At 66.7% G+C, this 13,513-nt stretch carries 13 protein-coding genes; 7 read left to right on the plus strand and 6 right to left on the minus strand.

What is annotated here, in order from left to right; genetic code table 11:
• The first annotated feature begins 63 nt into the window (after nucleotides 1-63).
• Nucleotides 64-1,245: a pyridoxal phosphate-dependent aminotransferase gene (locus R2733_02130; protein MEZ5375278.1), complete on the plus strand. Its 1,182-nt coding sequence runs from the start codon at nucleotides 64-66 to the stop codon at nucleotides 1,243-1,245.
• A gap of 59 nt (nucleotides 1,246-1,304) precedes the next feature.
• Complete coding sequence (locus R2733_02135; protein ID MEZ5375279.1) at nucleotides 1,305-2,066, plus strand: nitrilase-related carbon-nitrogen hydrolase; 762 nt, start codon at nucleotides 1,305-1,307, stop codon at nucleotides 2,064-2,066.
• Here R2733_02135 and R2733_02140 read toward each other — a convergent pair.
• On the minus strand, nucleotides 2,020-3,822 hold the full coding sequence (locus R2733_02140; GenBank protein ID MEZ5375280.1) for a hypothetical protein: 1,803 nt from the start codon (nucleotides 3,820-3,822) through the stop codon (nucleotides 2,020-2,022). The genes R2733_02135 and R2733_02140 overlap by 47 nt on opposite strands.
• Nucleotides 3,823-3,934: 112 nt before the next feature.
• Between R2733_02140 and R2733_02145 the strand changes: the two genes are divergently transcribed.
• Entirely contained in the window at nucleotides 3,935-5,581 is a 1,647-nt protein-coding gene (locus R2733_02145; protein MEZ5375281.1) for a PEP-utilizing enzyme, read from the plus strand.
• A gap of 9 nt (nucleotides 5,582-5,590) precedes the next feature.
• On the opposite strand, the gene R2733_02150 is transcribed toward R2733_02145, so the two are convergent.
• Nucleotides 5,591-6,208: an HAD family phosphatase gene (locus R2733_02150; GenBank protein ID MEZ5375282.1), complete on the minus strand. Its 618-nt coding sequence runs from the start codon at nucleotides 6,206-6,208 to the stop codon at nucleotides 5,591-5,593.
• Between the two features lie 270 nt (nucleotides 6,209-6,478).
• Between R2733_02150 and R2733_02155 the strand changes: the two genes are divergently transcribed.
• On the plus strand, nucleotides 6,479-7,660 hold the full coding sequence (locus R2733_02155; GenBank protein MEZ5375283.1) for an HNH endonuclease signature motif containing protein: 1,182 nt from the start codon (nucleotides 6,479-6,481) through the stop codon (nucleotides 7,658-7,660).
• Between the two features lie 67 nt (nucleotides 7,661-7,727).
• Here R2733_02155 and R2733_02160 read toward each other — a convergent pair whose 3' ends face one another.
• Genes R2733_02160 through R2733_02175 form a run of 4 tightly spaced genes read right to left on the minus strand, consistent with a single transcriptional unit; the run spans nucleotide 7,728 to nucleotide 10,800 of the window.
• Nucleotides 7,728-8,174, minus strand: coding sequence for a hypothetical protein (locus R2733_02160; protein MEZ5375284.1), 447 nt, complete (start codon nucleotides 8,172-8,174; stop codon nucleotides 7,728-7,730).
• A gap of 30 nt (nucleotides 8,175-8,204) precedes the next feature.
• Entirely contained in the window at nucleotides 8,205-8,564 is a 360-nt protein-coding gene (locus tag R2733_02165) for a response regulator (protein MEZ5375285.1), read from the minus strand.
• 15 nt (nucleotides 8,565-8,579) lie between these two features.
• A complete protein-coding gene (locus R2733_02170; protein ID MEZ5375286.1) occupies nucleotides 8,580-9,635 on the minus strand; it encodes a CheR family methyltransferase in 1,056 nt (351 codons plus the stop codon).
• Nucleotides 9,628-10,800: a chemotaxis protein CheB gene (locus tag R2733_02175; GenBank protein MEZ5375287.1), complete on the minus strand. Its 1,173-nt coding sequence runs from the start codon at nucleotides 10,798-10,800 to the stop codon at nucleotides 9,628-9,630. Before R2733_02175 ends, R2733_02170 begins: the two co-directional genes overlap by 8 nt.
• Before the next feature lie 93 nt (nucleotides 10,801-10,893).
• Between R2733_02175 and R2733_02180 the strand changes: the two genes are divergently transcribed.
• Genes R2733_02180 through R2733_02190 form a run of 3 tightly spaced genes read left to right on the plus strand, consistent with a single transcriptional unit; the run spans nucleotide 10,894 to nucleotide 13,494 of the window.
• Nucleotides 10,894-11,982, plus strand: a complete 1,089-nt coding sequence (locus R2733_02180) for a C45 family peptidase (protein MEZ5375288.1) — start codon at nucleotides 10,894-10,896, stop codon at nucleotides 11,980-11,982.
• A gap of 5 nt (nucleotides 11,983-11,987) precedes the next feature.
• A complete protein-coding gene (locus tag R2733_02185; GenBank protein MEZ5375289.1) occupies nucleotides 11,988-12,629 on the plus strand; it encodes a GNAT family N-acetyltransferase in 642 nt (213 codons plus the stop codon).
• A gap of 10 nt (nucleotides 12,630-12,639) precedes the next feature.
• Nucleotides 12,640-13,494 (plus strand): SDR family NAD(P)-dependent oxidoreductase, encoded by an 855-nt coding sequence (locus R2733_02190; protein MEZ5375290.1) that lies wholly within the window; start codon nucleotides 12,640-12,642, stop codon nucleotides 13,492-13,494.
• The last annotated feature ends 19 nt before the right edge of the window (nucleotides 13,495-13,513 follow it).

The following is a 13,513-nucleotide window of genomic DNA, read 5'->3' on the forward strand; positions in this document are numbered from 1 at the left end:
CGCTCCCGCACGGTAGCGGGCGGCACGGCACGGGATGGGTCGACGGCGAAGTAGCTTGTCGCCGTGACTCGCGCTCCTCATCTGTCCAGCCGACTCCAGGGTTTCGGCACGACCATCTTCGCCCAGATGTCGGCGCTCGCCCTCGAGACCGGCGCGCTGAACCTGGGGCAGGGGTTCCCCGACACCGACGGTCCGAGCGAGGTGTCCGAGGCGGCGGTCGCCGCCATTCGTGGCGGGATCAACCAGTACCCACCGGTGATCGGAACACCAGAACTGCGCAACGCCGTCGCCGAACATCAGCGACGCTTCTGGGGGCTCGAGTTCGATCCGGCCACCGAGGTGCTGGCCACCGCCGGGGCCACCGAGGCGCTCGCCGCTGCTCTGATGGCGCTGTGCGAGACCGGCGATGAGGTGGTCGTGTTCGACCCGACCTACGACTCCTACGCGGCCGGCATCAACATGGCCGGCGCCGTCATCCGTCCGGTGCTCCTCCATGCCCCCGACGCCGCACACGATCGGTTCTGGTTCGACCCCGACGTCCTGCGGCGCGCCTTCACCGCCCGCACCCGGCTGATCCTGGTGAACACCCCGCACAATCCCACGGGCAAGGTCTTCGACGATGACGAGTTGCGACTGATCGCTGCACTGTGCGTCGAGCACGACGTGTTGGCGATCACCGATGAGGTCTATGAACACCTCGTCTTCGACGGCCTTCAGCATCGCTGCCTCGCCTCCTACCCCGGGATGGCCGATCGCACGCTCACCGTGTCGTCGGGCGGCAAGACCTTCTCGTTCACCGGGTGGAAGATCGGTTGGGTATGTGGACCATCCGATCTGGTGGCGGCGGTGCGAACGGCGAAGCAGTTCCTCACCTTCGTCAACGGTGCCCCGTTCCAGCCCGCCATCGCCACTGGTCTGCGCCTGCCCGATTCGTACTTCACCGACTTCGTCGCGGCGCATCAGGGCAAGCGCGATCGACTCGCCGCTGCCCTCACGGCCGCCGGTTTCGCTGTGCACCCGCCGGAGGGCACCTACTTCATCACGGCCGACATCCGCCCTCTGGGCCGGACCGACGGCATCGAGTTCTGCCTCGAGCTCCCGAAGACCGGCGGTGTCGTCGCCATCCCGAGCGCGGTGTTCTATCAGGACCGACGAGATGGCGAGAGCCTGATCCGCTTCTGCTTCGCGAAGAACGATGCGATGCTCGAGCAGGCTGGCAACCAACTGGTCGACGCATTGGCCTGAACCTGCCCGCCACGACCATCACCATCACGAAAGGGAGCGTCGCCATGAGGGTTGCCGGGGTGCAACACGACATCGTCTGGGAACAGGGTGAGGCGACACGCCGCCGTCTCGAACCCCAGATCGCCGCTGCCGCCGGCACGGGCGCCGATCTGATCGCCGTGAGCGAGATGTTCGCCAACGGATTCTCGATGAACACCGCAGTCGTCGCCGAACCGATGGAAGGACCGAGTCTCGAGTTCCTCGTCGGCCAGGCCGGCCGACACGGCGTGATCTTGGTCGGCTCGATCTCGACGAACCACCCCGACCATCCCCTACCGATCAACCGCCTCGTCGTCGTCGACGGGAATGGGCTCGTCGCCGAGTACGCGAAGATCCATCCCTTCAGCTTCTCCGGTGAGGACCAGCACTACTCGGCCGGGAACTCCTTCCTCACGCTCGATCTGCATGGGGTCCGTTGCACGTTCTTCGTCTGCTACGACCTGCGCTTCGCCGACGAGTTCTGGGTGAACGCCGCGGCGACCGATCTCTACGTGATCGTCGCCAACTGGCCAGGCGGTCGGCGGTTGCACTGGCAGACGCTGCTGCGCGCCCGCGCCATCGAGAACCAGGCGTACGTGCTGGGCGTCAACCGGGTCGGGCTCGACGGCAACGACGGCGACGAACAGCGCCTGCTCTACACCGGTGATTCGATGCTCATCGATCCGCTCGGCGAGTTGCTCGCCACGGCGGCCGGCAGCGAGACCGTCATCGTCGGCGATGTCGACCCTGCCATCGTCACCGAAGTACGGACTCGATTTCCGTTTCAGGCGGATCGTCGCTGAGCACCGGCGCTTCGTCGGCCGCCTGGTTCAGGCGGGCCGCTCGCTGCCGGAACCGTTGTGCGGCACCGAGCTCGCCGAGGTTCACGAAGAACAGCAAACCGGCACCGGTGACCAGCAGCGCGCCGAGTGCATAGCGGCTGATGGTCAGCACATCGCCGATGGCGAACAGGAAGACCGCGGCGATCACCGCGTAGAGGCCGATGATCCGTATGGCGGCCTGGAAGTGACGGCGGGCCAACTGTTCGCCGATCGTGGCCACGGCCCCGGCGATGAGGAAGACACCACCGAATCGCACCGTGTCGAAGAAGAAGATGGCGGCGATGGCGGCGAGCAGCATCGGCACGCTCGCTGCCGCCCAGAAGGCGAGGATCCAGCCCGATCCAGCGGGTGGCGGCAGCGGGACGGCGGGGTGTCGCAGGTGGGCGCGAATGTCGTCGTCGACCGGGCGTCCCGAACCCAGGCGCCGACCGAGGTCGACCAGTTCGCTCCGCTGGCGCAGGAGCTCGGTGAGCCGAGCCGATTCCTCGGCCATCTCTCCCGGGTTGCCCGTCTGCTGAGCGAGGGGTAGCAGGCGACCACGGCGACGGATCTGCTCGTCGATGTCGACGAGGGCCCGCGCCAACTTCTCCCGGTTCACCCGCTCGGGGGTCGCCGATGGTGGCGGTGTGCCGTGGAGGCCGACGAAACCGACGGGGTCGGCCCACGACGCCCGGACGTCACCTTGGCGGTCGAACTTGGGTCCTGAGGGTCCGCGCTCACCCTCCATGGGGTCGCCGGTATCGAGGCCCCACAGCCCCCGGAAGTCCGAGATCCACGGCGTGTCGTCGCCGATCATGCGGAGATCCCAATGCTCGATCGACCGACCGTCGCCGACGGCCGACTCGACGAACGGCGCACCGAGCGCCGGACCCAGGCCTCGCTCGGTCGCCTCGTCGTGGATACGCAACACCGACCTCGCCCAACGTTGCAGTCGGAGCAACCACCGCAACGCGGGCACGTCGAGACGGGTCACGTAGTCACCGGGACGGAAGAACAGCGCATGCGACCCGGCTCCGGCGTGCAACACCGGGTGTCCGCCCTCCTTGATGACCTCGGGATCGTTCCAGTGCCGTCGAAGGTCGGCCCCGGCGTGATCGTGACTGGAAGCGGCAACCCAGCGGGGCTCGAGGTTGGCCGGGTCGACGAAGATCCAGGCCTGTTCCCAGTCGGCCTCGTGGTCGTTGAGCCCGCGGTACCCGGTGCGCCAGTCGTTCATCACGTAGAAGTAGGAGTAGTGCAACACCAACCACTCCCCCGCCGATTGCGCCCGGGCATAGCAGACCGGCGTGCGGTGGAGCCCGAGGCGCTCGGCCTTGAGCGCGGCCGCAGGTGTGGTGCGCCGAGGCGTAGTGGGGCGGACGAACACACTGAGGAGGAACAGCGCGTCGAGCACACGCCCGAACAGACCGACCCGGCCGAGTCGGGGGCTGAGGAGCTTGCGGGCGAGACGGCTGGCCTCTTCCTTGACGACCGCCTTGAGGTCGTCGTCGTCGACCCACCGCAGCGACGCCCGATTGCCCCACCGGTGGTCGAGATCGGCGGCCGAGATCGTGCCCGGCGAAGCCACTTCTGCCCCGTCGACCCACAGTCCGGCCGAGGCCACATACGGCTCGATCTCGGTCGGGAAGAACAGCTCGCGATCGTCGAACCGCAGGATCGGGGCGTGACGCTGCAGCAGCGCACGGACGTCGAGCGCCGACGCGGCGTCGGTGCTCATCGTTGACTCCATGGCCCACCCACGTCTGCGACCGTAGCGCTCATATCGAGTACCTTTCGGCCGGGCCCCGCCGTCCATGACCTGCCCGACCATCGAAACCCGAAGGACCCTCATGCCCATCTGGCTTGCCGACAACCCACTCAGCACGCGCTGGCCGCTCTACACCCGCGGCAACGTCGGTGAGGTGTTCCCGGAGGTGGTCCTTCCCTTCACGTGGAGCGTCTATGGGCAGGAGGCCGAGAACGGCTGGAGGGACTCCTATCAGCGGCTCGGCCTGATCGCCGACGGTGACTTCCCCGACGACGAGAACATGATCATCCTCGGCGTGTTCGGGGGCTACTGCTACATCAACGCCAGCTACGTCCGCCTCCTCGGAGTCCGAGCGCCCGGCGGCAAGGTCGAGGTCATCGATCAGCAGTTCTTCGGCGAATCCGATGCACCGCCGTACACCGAGCGTCCGGGCGACAAGAACCGCAAGGCCTCGGCGAAACTCGGCAAGTCGGTACTCCAGCTCCTCGGCACCAAATCGCTGCCGGCGCTCGAGGAAGACAAACGACGGGTTGCCGCCTGGATCGCCCAATATCCGGCGGCCGACGCGCCCGACGACGTCCTCATGGACTACATCGAGGGGTTCAAGCCACTCTTCCGTCACTTGTTCGGTCGCCACATCGACAACACGTTCGGCGTCGCGCTGGTGTCAGGAGCGCTGCAAGACCTCCTCGTCAAGATCGGCCGGGGCGACCAGCTCGTGTCGATCCTGGGCGGCATCGGCGATGTCGAGTCGGCTGCCCCGTCTGCGGCCATGTGGAAGTTGGCCCACTCGCCCCACGATCGTGCCTCCGACGAGTGGCAGCGTGAGTTCGCGGCGTTCCTCGCCGAGTTCGGCAGCCGGGGGCCCAACGAGTGGGACCTTGGCTCCGACCCGTGGGCGTATCGTCCCCAACTGGCGCTCGCTGCCATCGATCGGATGGCTGCGGCCGATGAGAGCCACGACCCTTCGGCCCAGAGCACCCGCCTGGCCTCCGAGCGCGAAGCCGCCATCCACCAAGCCCGGGGAGAACTCAATCGCATCGACCGAGTCGTGTTCGACAAGGCGTTGCGAGCCACGACGCTCTACTCGCAGGCCCGGGAGCGTTCCAAGACCACGATCATCCGTGCCATCCACTCGGTGCGGGAAGCACAGCGCGAACTGGCCCGGCGCGCCGCCGAGCGAGGTGGGGTCGCCGACCCCAAAGCGTCATGTCTGCTCGAGTTCGACGAGTTCCGCCAATACCTCGAGAACCCAACCCCGTGGCTGTCGGTGATCGCCGAACGGCAGACTCGCTACGAGCAACTGGCGGGACTGATCCCTCCGTTCATCCTCGACGGCGAGATCCCGCCGATCGAGACCTGGGAGCAGCGGGGTGCTCCGGCCGACACCGTCAGCGTCGGTCAACAACTCAAGGGCATCGCCGGTTGCCCGGGCGTTGCTCGCGGCACCGCCGTCGTCGTGCTCGATCCTGGCGATCCCCGCCAGCTCGGGCCAGGCGACGTGCTCGTCGCCCCGATCACCGACCCATCGTGGACCCCACTGTTCCTGGCAGCCGAGGCGGTCGTCGTCGACGTGGGGGCCACGATGAGCCACGCCATCATCGTGTCGCGTGAACTTGGCATTCCGTGCGTGGTGTCGGCGGTCGGCGCCACCCGCAGCATCCCCGACGGCGCCACCATCGAGGTCGACGGGAATACCGGCATCGTCACCGTGATCGAGCTTCCCTGAGCGGAAGGCTCACGCGAGCAGACCTCGCTCGATGAGGGCCTCGCGAGCCTCGGTGACGCCGCGCGTGAGGTGGGCATCGATGCCGAGCCGGCGGGCGGTGTCGACGTTGGGCTGGTTGTCGTCGAGGAACATGATTCGCTCCGCTGGCATGTTCAGGTCGGCGATCACGTGCTCGAAGATGTCGGCGTCAGGCTTCGCCAGTCCGAGTCGGTACGACAGGTAGTGGCGATCGAACAGATCGGGGATGCGACCGCTGTCGACCTGCTCACGCCAGTGCAGCTCGTTGGTGTTCGACAGCACCGCGACGATGGGCGCCTGCTCGCTGCCGCGCAGTTCGTCCATCATCGCGACTGCCCCGTCGAACAGACCCTTCGGCCACTGTGCGAATCGGTCGACCAACTCGGCGCCGCCGAAGCTCAGTCCGAGTTCGGCCACCAGCCGGTCTCCGAAGGTCGCGACATCGCACTGCCCCATCTCGAAGGCCCGCACGGTCGGGCTCTGCAACCAGCGGGCCCAGAACTCGTCGACCGGTAGCGGATCGTCGCCGAGGATCTCGGTCAGCGGACCGAGTTCGACCAGCACGCCTCCCATGTCGAAGACCACGGCACCGATCGGCTCGTTCTGCATCCCGGCAAGCTAGTGGCTCCTCGACAGCAGGGGAACGCCGCCTCGCATGACGCCGCAACTTCGACATTTTCGCAGGTCAGAGTTGTGTCACATGCCGTGGTTAGGGTGGTGTTGCTGGTGCTTCGGTGGTCCGGCAGGGCGGATCGATGGCTCGCCCTCGAGCACCAGGGTCTTCGCGACTCGGGTGGCTGCTGTCCGAACAACACGAATCGGCACCCCACACCGGCCCGTCAGGTGTGTGTGGGGTGTCGTCGTCTGTGAGGAACCGTGATGTCATCGACGATCGACCAGATCATTTCGCTCGGCCGTGAACTCAACGCCCACCATCATCGGATCGTGTGCCTGGCCGCGGCCTACGACACCGGCCTGGAATGGTTCCACCGCGGCTTCCCGAGCCCGGCAGCCGCCATCGCCCGGGCCCTCGACATCCACACCGCGACCGCACGGGAATGGATCCGGGTCGGTCACGCCCTCGACGACCTCCCCGCGATCGCCGACAACGAGCTGTCGTATGCGAAGGTGCGGATCCTGACCCGCTGGGCCACCCCCGACAACGAACACGAACTACTGATGCTGGCCCATGACCGGACCGCGGGCCGGCTCACCACGGCGATCGCCAACCATCTCGCCGGCGAGGAAACCCCCGACGAACGCGATCGCCGTCATCACGACGGTCGCAGCGTCACCGTCCACACTGACGGTGACGGCATGATCGTGATTCGAGCGGTGCTCCCGCCCAACATCGGCAAGGCCGTCGCCGAGACGCTGAACACGATCATCCAACAGGTCGCCGCCACCCCGATGGATGCGTCCGCGGAGGCGCTCCCGTCACCGCCGGTGAGTGTCGCCACGTCGGGTGGCCAGGATGCATCCGCGGATGCTTCCCCGCTACTACCGGTGAGTGTCGCCACGTCGGGTGGCCGAGACGCATCCGAGGACGTGTCGGGCACGGTCGCGGTGGCGGATGGTCGGTCGATGGTTGAACAGTTGCGAGCGTTGAAGGCCCAGTGGCAGCCCGCCGACGCCGACGACTTCTTCGTTCCCACGCTCGCTCAGCAACGGGCCGACGCGTTCGTGCTGTTGTTCCTCGGTCGCGACGTCCGACTGGTCACCGAGGTCATCATCCATGTTCGCGGTGACGGCACCACGTTCGATGACGGCACCCCGATCACCGACAACGCCGTGTGTCAACGCCTCGACCAGTCGTTCATTCGAGTCATGGTCCACGACAGTCAGCGACGGCCGATCAACGCGTCGAACCGGCGGCGTCACCCCACGATCCGGCAGCGACGTGTCGTGCTCGAAGCCCACCGGCACGAATGCGTGGACTGTCAATCGACCGAACTGCTCGAACTCGACCACCAGCCGCCGTATCACCAGACCGGGCGCACCATCACCACCGAACTCGAACCACGCTGCGCCCCCTGCCACCGAGCACGCCACCGCACCTGACGCGACAAAGCCGGGGCCGAGGCCCCGGCTTCGTCTGCACCTGGAGAGTGTCGTGTCGCTGCTGGGTCTAGTTGATCCAGAAGGCAATGACGCCCGAGCCGTAGCCTGAGACGTCGATGGTGTAGGTCGTCGGCTCGACGGCGCTGAGATCCGGGGTCTCGAACGACTCACCAACCGGCAGTCGGACATGATCCCCGCCGAGATCGTTGATGGCCCGAGTGAGGACGTTGAGGACCTCTTGGTAGGCCATGTCGAGCATCTCGTCGCCGCCATCCTTGATGGCTTCGGCGGCCCGGCCCGGGGGCAGCATGGCCAACGCAGCGCCGCTGTAGGCGCTGAACTCCTTGGACGATCCAACGACGTAGCAGACGGCGTTGTCGTCGCCGACGTAGTTGTCGATCCGGGCCGCAGCTCGGTCGATCGAGCCGCCGGCGGTGATCTCGACGTCCTTCCCGAGCAGGTTCGCGAGCAGCGGGCGGAGCTGTGCCGGTGACGGCAGGGTGCGGGTGGTCATGGGAATCTCCTCGTACGGGCGAAATCTGGCTTACAGGAAGCGGGCGAGCTGAGCGCCGAGCTCATCGGCGGTGAAGGGCTTCGACAGCAGGAACGACGCACCGGCCGAGACGGCCGCCGCCTTCTGATCGGCGGTCGATTCCGAGGTGATGAAGCCGAAGGGGACCTGGATCTCCTTGCCCCGCAGGGCTTTGATGAGCTCGAGGCCGTTCATGTTCGGCATGTTCCAGTCCGAGAGGACGACCTTGGGTCGCTGGTCCTCGATCTTGGCCAACGCGTCGGCGCCGTCTTCGGCTTCGACGACTTCGTGGTCGCCATAGCCAGCCTGGCGGAGGCTTCGGATCACCAGCTTTCGCATGATGGGGCTGTCGTCAACGACGAGGATGCTCATGATGAAGGATGCTCCTTACGAGGTGCCCGAAGTCGTTCGAGTGCTTCGTTGGGCTGAGGTGGGTTGGACGGGTTTGGTGGGTGGAGGTGATTTGGACACCGCAGCGTTGATCGAACCGGTCGCAGCGACGGGCCGTGGGGCACGTGTTGGTGGTGCAGTCACCGGCGGTCGTTCGGGTGGAACGAAACGTCGGCTGGGTGGTGAGGGAGGGCTCGCCGCAACGGGTCGACCGATCACCGGTGGCACAGCGTCGGCACCGACTCGGTACGTCATGAGGCCTGGGAGCCGGTGTTGGGAGAACATCTCCGGAATTCCTGCGGTGCCCTCGCTGGCTCCCACGATCAGCGGGGCGTTCTTCGCTAGCAGCGGGGCGCATCGCCGCAGGATGGTGAGCCGCGAGTCGTTGTCGAAGTAGATCAACACGTTGCGGATCAGGATCATGTCGAAGGGACCACGCAGGTTCCATGCCGCCGAATTGAGGTTCAGCACCCGTGCCGTGACAACCCGCTTGAGGATCGGTTTGGCCACCCATCGATCGCCCTGCTGCTCGAAGTACTTCGCTCGCAGTTGCGGTTCGAGTCCGCGTGACGCTTCGAACTGGTTGTAGGAGGCGTCGTTGGTCCGCTGGACCATCTCGGTCGACAGGTCGGTGGCGATGATCTCGATCCTCCACCGTGCGGCCTCCGGGCCGAGCAACTCGAGCAAGGTCATCGCCAGGCTGAGCGGTTCCTGACCGCTGGAGGACGCGGCCGACCAGATCGACAGCGTCCGGCTCTCGGCTCGGGCTTCGATCATCTCGGGCAGGACCGTGTCACGCATGGCCCGCCAGACGCCGGGGTCGCGAAAGAACGAGGTCTCGTTCACGGTCATCGCGTCGAGTACGAGTCGATGGAGCCGGGCGTTCGGTCGACGGAGCTGTTCGATCAGTTGGTTGACGTCGGCGAGACCTTCATCTCGCGCGATGGGCGCGAGACGGGAGACCGCGAGGTATTCCTTGGTGGTATCGACAACGATCCCGGCTTCACGCTTCAAGAAGTCTTTGAGAAAGCCGAACTGGCGAGGTTCAAACACTCGAAGGCGCCCTCCTTGAGGCAGTAGACGATGGGACATTTCGCTTGAACTGGAGGCTGATCGCCGTGGCGATCTCCTTCAGCGGCAGAATCTGATCGGCGGCATCGCGTTGGGCGACGGCGCCCGGCATCCCCCACACCACGCTGGTGTCGCGATCCTGTGCGATGACGTGGGCGCCGAGGTCGGCCAGGCCCGCAGCGCCGAGTGCGCCGTCGGAGCCCATACCGGTGAGAACGACGGCGACACACGCTCGGCCGAACGTGGCGGCCGCACTTCGGAACAGCACGTCGACCGACGGACGGCAGTTGTGCTCGGGAGGATCGTCGTTCAAACCGATGGTGCCGAGACGATCGGTGATGACCATGTGGCTGCCGCCGGGAGCGATGTAGGCACACCCCGACTTGGCCACATCTCCGTGCTTGGCCTCTCGCACCGTGAACGGCGTTGCCCGGTCGAGGGTGGCGGCCAGCAGTTCGGTGAAGGTGCTCGGCATGTGTTGGGTGATGAGGATCGGAGCGGAGAAGTCACGAGGCAAGCCGGCGAGAACCACGCCGAGCGCGTCGGGGCCGCCGGTGGAGGCACCGATGACGAGCAACTCGCGCTTCGCTGGTGGCCCGGCGATCCGGACTCGTGGCGTCGGAGTGACGGGAGCGTTGCCGGTGGGCGTGGGCCGAGCGCCAGGGGTCTGCATGGCCCGACCGGTGAGTGGTGCCGAGGGGGGTGGTGCCGACGAGCGACCGACACCCGGCCCGGTCGCCGGAGTGACGCCGGCAGCCGTCGCTCGTTCACTCGGCGGCTTGGACTCGAACGATGCCAGCACTCGGAGAAGTGCCGCATTCAGCGAAACACCCGGCGAGAGGGTGATCACGTCTTGGGGAAGGCAGTGGAGTTCGCGCGCGACGACGCCGGCCGAACGAGTCGAGAGGATTGCCAGCGTCGGCGGGTGCTCGAGGGCCTGCACGGCCGCCATGACGAGGTCGACATGTGCGAGCGTGTCCTCGAAGATCAGCAGGTCCGCCCGATTGACCTTCTCACTCATGACGCGGCCCGATGCGAGCGCGGCAACAAGCGTCCAACCACTGCGAACCTCGACGAGGTCCCGGGCCTGTTGACGGTCGATCGATTTCGAAAGTCCGATGATGACGGCGCCGCCGGGGCGGGCCATCACTCGGGGACGCTCTCGGACGGCATGGTGGTGAGTGTCGACGCTGGCCGAAGCGGTATGAGCTGATCGAGCGCGTGAGCTAGCCTCACGGCCATGTCACGAGGCCCCATGCGAGTCGTCACTGTCCACGGTTCCCCGCGAGAGCGGGGCCGGGCCCACGGCGCGGCCTACCGAGACGAGATCCGTGCCTACGCCGTCGACCGGGTCGACCTCGTCTGCGCCGGGGCGTGGAGCCACCATCCGCTGGAGCGTCCTGCGGTCATCGAGCTGGCCGAGGCCTGCCTGGAACCGCATCGAGCGTACGCCCCCGATCTGGTCGAGGAGATGGCCGGCATCGCCGAGGCAACCGGCACGTCGCTCCCCGAGATGCTCATCGTCAACGGGTTCACCGATTTCGTCGACACCGTCTACGCCACCTATGCCCACGAGTCGGCGAGCGAGGACGACTGCACCGCCGTGATCGTCCCCGACCGTCGCTCCGATGGCTCCGGGTTCCTCGCCCAGACCTGGGACATGCATGACACGGCGACCGATCACGTCATCCTGCTCGATGTCAACGGTGCCGACGAGCCTCGCTCGCTCCTGCTCACGACCACCGGCTGCATCGGTCAGATCGGGATGAATGCCGCCGGCATCGCGATCGGCATCAACAACCTGCCCGGCGGTGATGGCAAGGTTGGCGTCACCTGGCCTTTCGTCGTGCGCAAAGCGTTGCAGCAGACCACGATCGAGGCGGCACTCGCCTGCATCACCGATGCCGACCTGGCTGGCGCCCACAACTACCTGCTGTTCGACTCGCTCGGCAACGGCTACAACGTCGAGGCGTTCAGCACCGCCACCCATGTCGACCGCCTCGACGGGGACGTCATCGGCCACACCAACCACTGTCTGGCACCGCAGACCCTGGCCGTCAGTCAGGACAAGCCCACCCAGCTCCAGGAGTCGTCCGAGGTCCGCCTGGCCACCGCGCTCGACACGCTCGCCGACGGCACCATCGACTACGCCCGGGTCGAGGCGCTCACCCAACATCCGACCATCTCGTACCGAGGCGGCCCGCCCTTCCACGTCGAGACCTGCGGCGCGGCCATCATGCGCCCGGCCACCGGCGACTTCTGGGCGTGCTGGGGCCTCCCGTCGGAGAACCCGTATCAGCGGTTCTCGCTCGCCTCCGTCGTTGCCTGATCGACGTGGTCAGCCTCCGCTACCAGAACCTCACGTCGGAGTGGATCGAGGGCGCCGCCCATTGTGAGCGAGTCGCGTTCCCGACCGCCGAGCCCGGCGACTTGCTCGGCGCCGAGGACTTCGCTGCCTACCTCGACGTGTTTCCCGAAGGTGTCTTCGTGGTCATCGACGACGACACGCTCGATGGGCCGTCGGTCGTCGGTGTCGGCGCCGGCATTCTCGTCAACTTCGATTTCGACCACATCGAACACACCATCTGGGAGGTCGCGGGCGAGCATCAGTGCGGCAATCACGACCCGAACGGCGATTGGTACTACGGCACCGACATCACGGTCCTCCCCGAGTATCGGGGGCACGGCATCGGGCGGCGCCTGTACGAGCATCGCAAAGACGTGGTGCGCCGGCTCGGGCGGCGCGGCATCATCGCCGGTGGGCACCTCCCGGGGTTCGCCGACGTGAAGCACATGATGACCGCCGAGGAGTACGTCGCCGACGTGGTCGCCGGTCGTCGATCCGATGCCACCCTCAGCTTTCAGCTCTCCAACGGGTTCGAAGTGGCCGGCGTCATCCAGAACTACTTCGCCGACCCGGCCATCGACAACAAGGCATCGCTGATCGTCTGGAGAGTCGACGAGTCGGTCGCCTAAGTTCTGCGCCATGCAGACACTCGAAGGTAAAACCGCCGTCGTCACCGGAGCCGCCAGCGGCATGGGCAAAGCCTTCGCCACCCGCTTCGCACAGGAGGGCATGAACGTCGTACTTGCCGATGTCGAGGCGCCTCGCCTCGATGCGACGGTGGCCGAGATCGACGCGCTCACCTCCGAGGGGGCGAGCGCGATCGGCATCGTCACCGATGTCGCCGATGCCGACGCAGTGCATCGGCTGGCCGCGGCCGCCATCGGTACCTACGGCCAGGTCAACGTCTTGTGCAACAATGCCGGCGTCGGCGGCGGGAGCCTCTCGGCGGCGCCCGGCAACGTGCACCTGCCTGATTGGACCTGGGTGATGGGCGTGAACTTCTGGGGTGTCGTCCACGGGCACGAGGCGTTCCTTCCCCACATGCTCGAACACGGCGACGGCCACGTGGTCAACACGGCGTCGATGGCCGGACACTTCCCCGGCCACAGCGCCTACTCGGCGTCGAAGTGGGCGGTGGTCGGGATCACCGAGGGTCTCTACAACTCGCTGCGGGCTTCGGGTTCGAGCCTCGGCGTTTCGTGCCTGTGTCCGGGGTGGATCAACACCGACATCGGACAGTCGGCTCGCAACCGTCCCGAGTGGGCGGCCCCGAACGCGCTGACCGAGCCCGACCCCGAGGCCGAGGCACGGCACCAGTTCGTTCTCGACGCGCTGGCCTCCGGGCTTCCGCCCGAGGGTGTGGCCGACCTCGTTGTCAAGGCGATCCTCGGTGAGGAGTTCTGGATCTTCACCCACGACGACATGGTGGCGTCGCTCGCCCCACGCTTCGACGCCGTGCTGAAGCACACCAACCCGCCCGGGTTCCTCCTCTGACGAACCGGCGACTGTGGGC

The sequence above is a fragment of the Acidimicrobiales bacterium genome (assembly GCA_041394265.1).
Classification (GTDB): Bacteria; Actinomycetota; Acidimicrobiia; order Acidimicrobiales; family SZUA-35; genus JBBQUN01.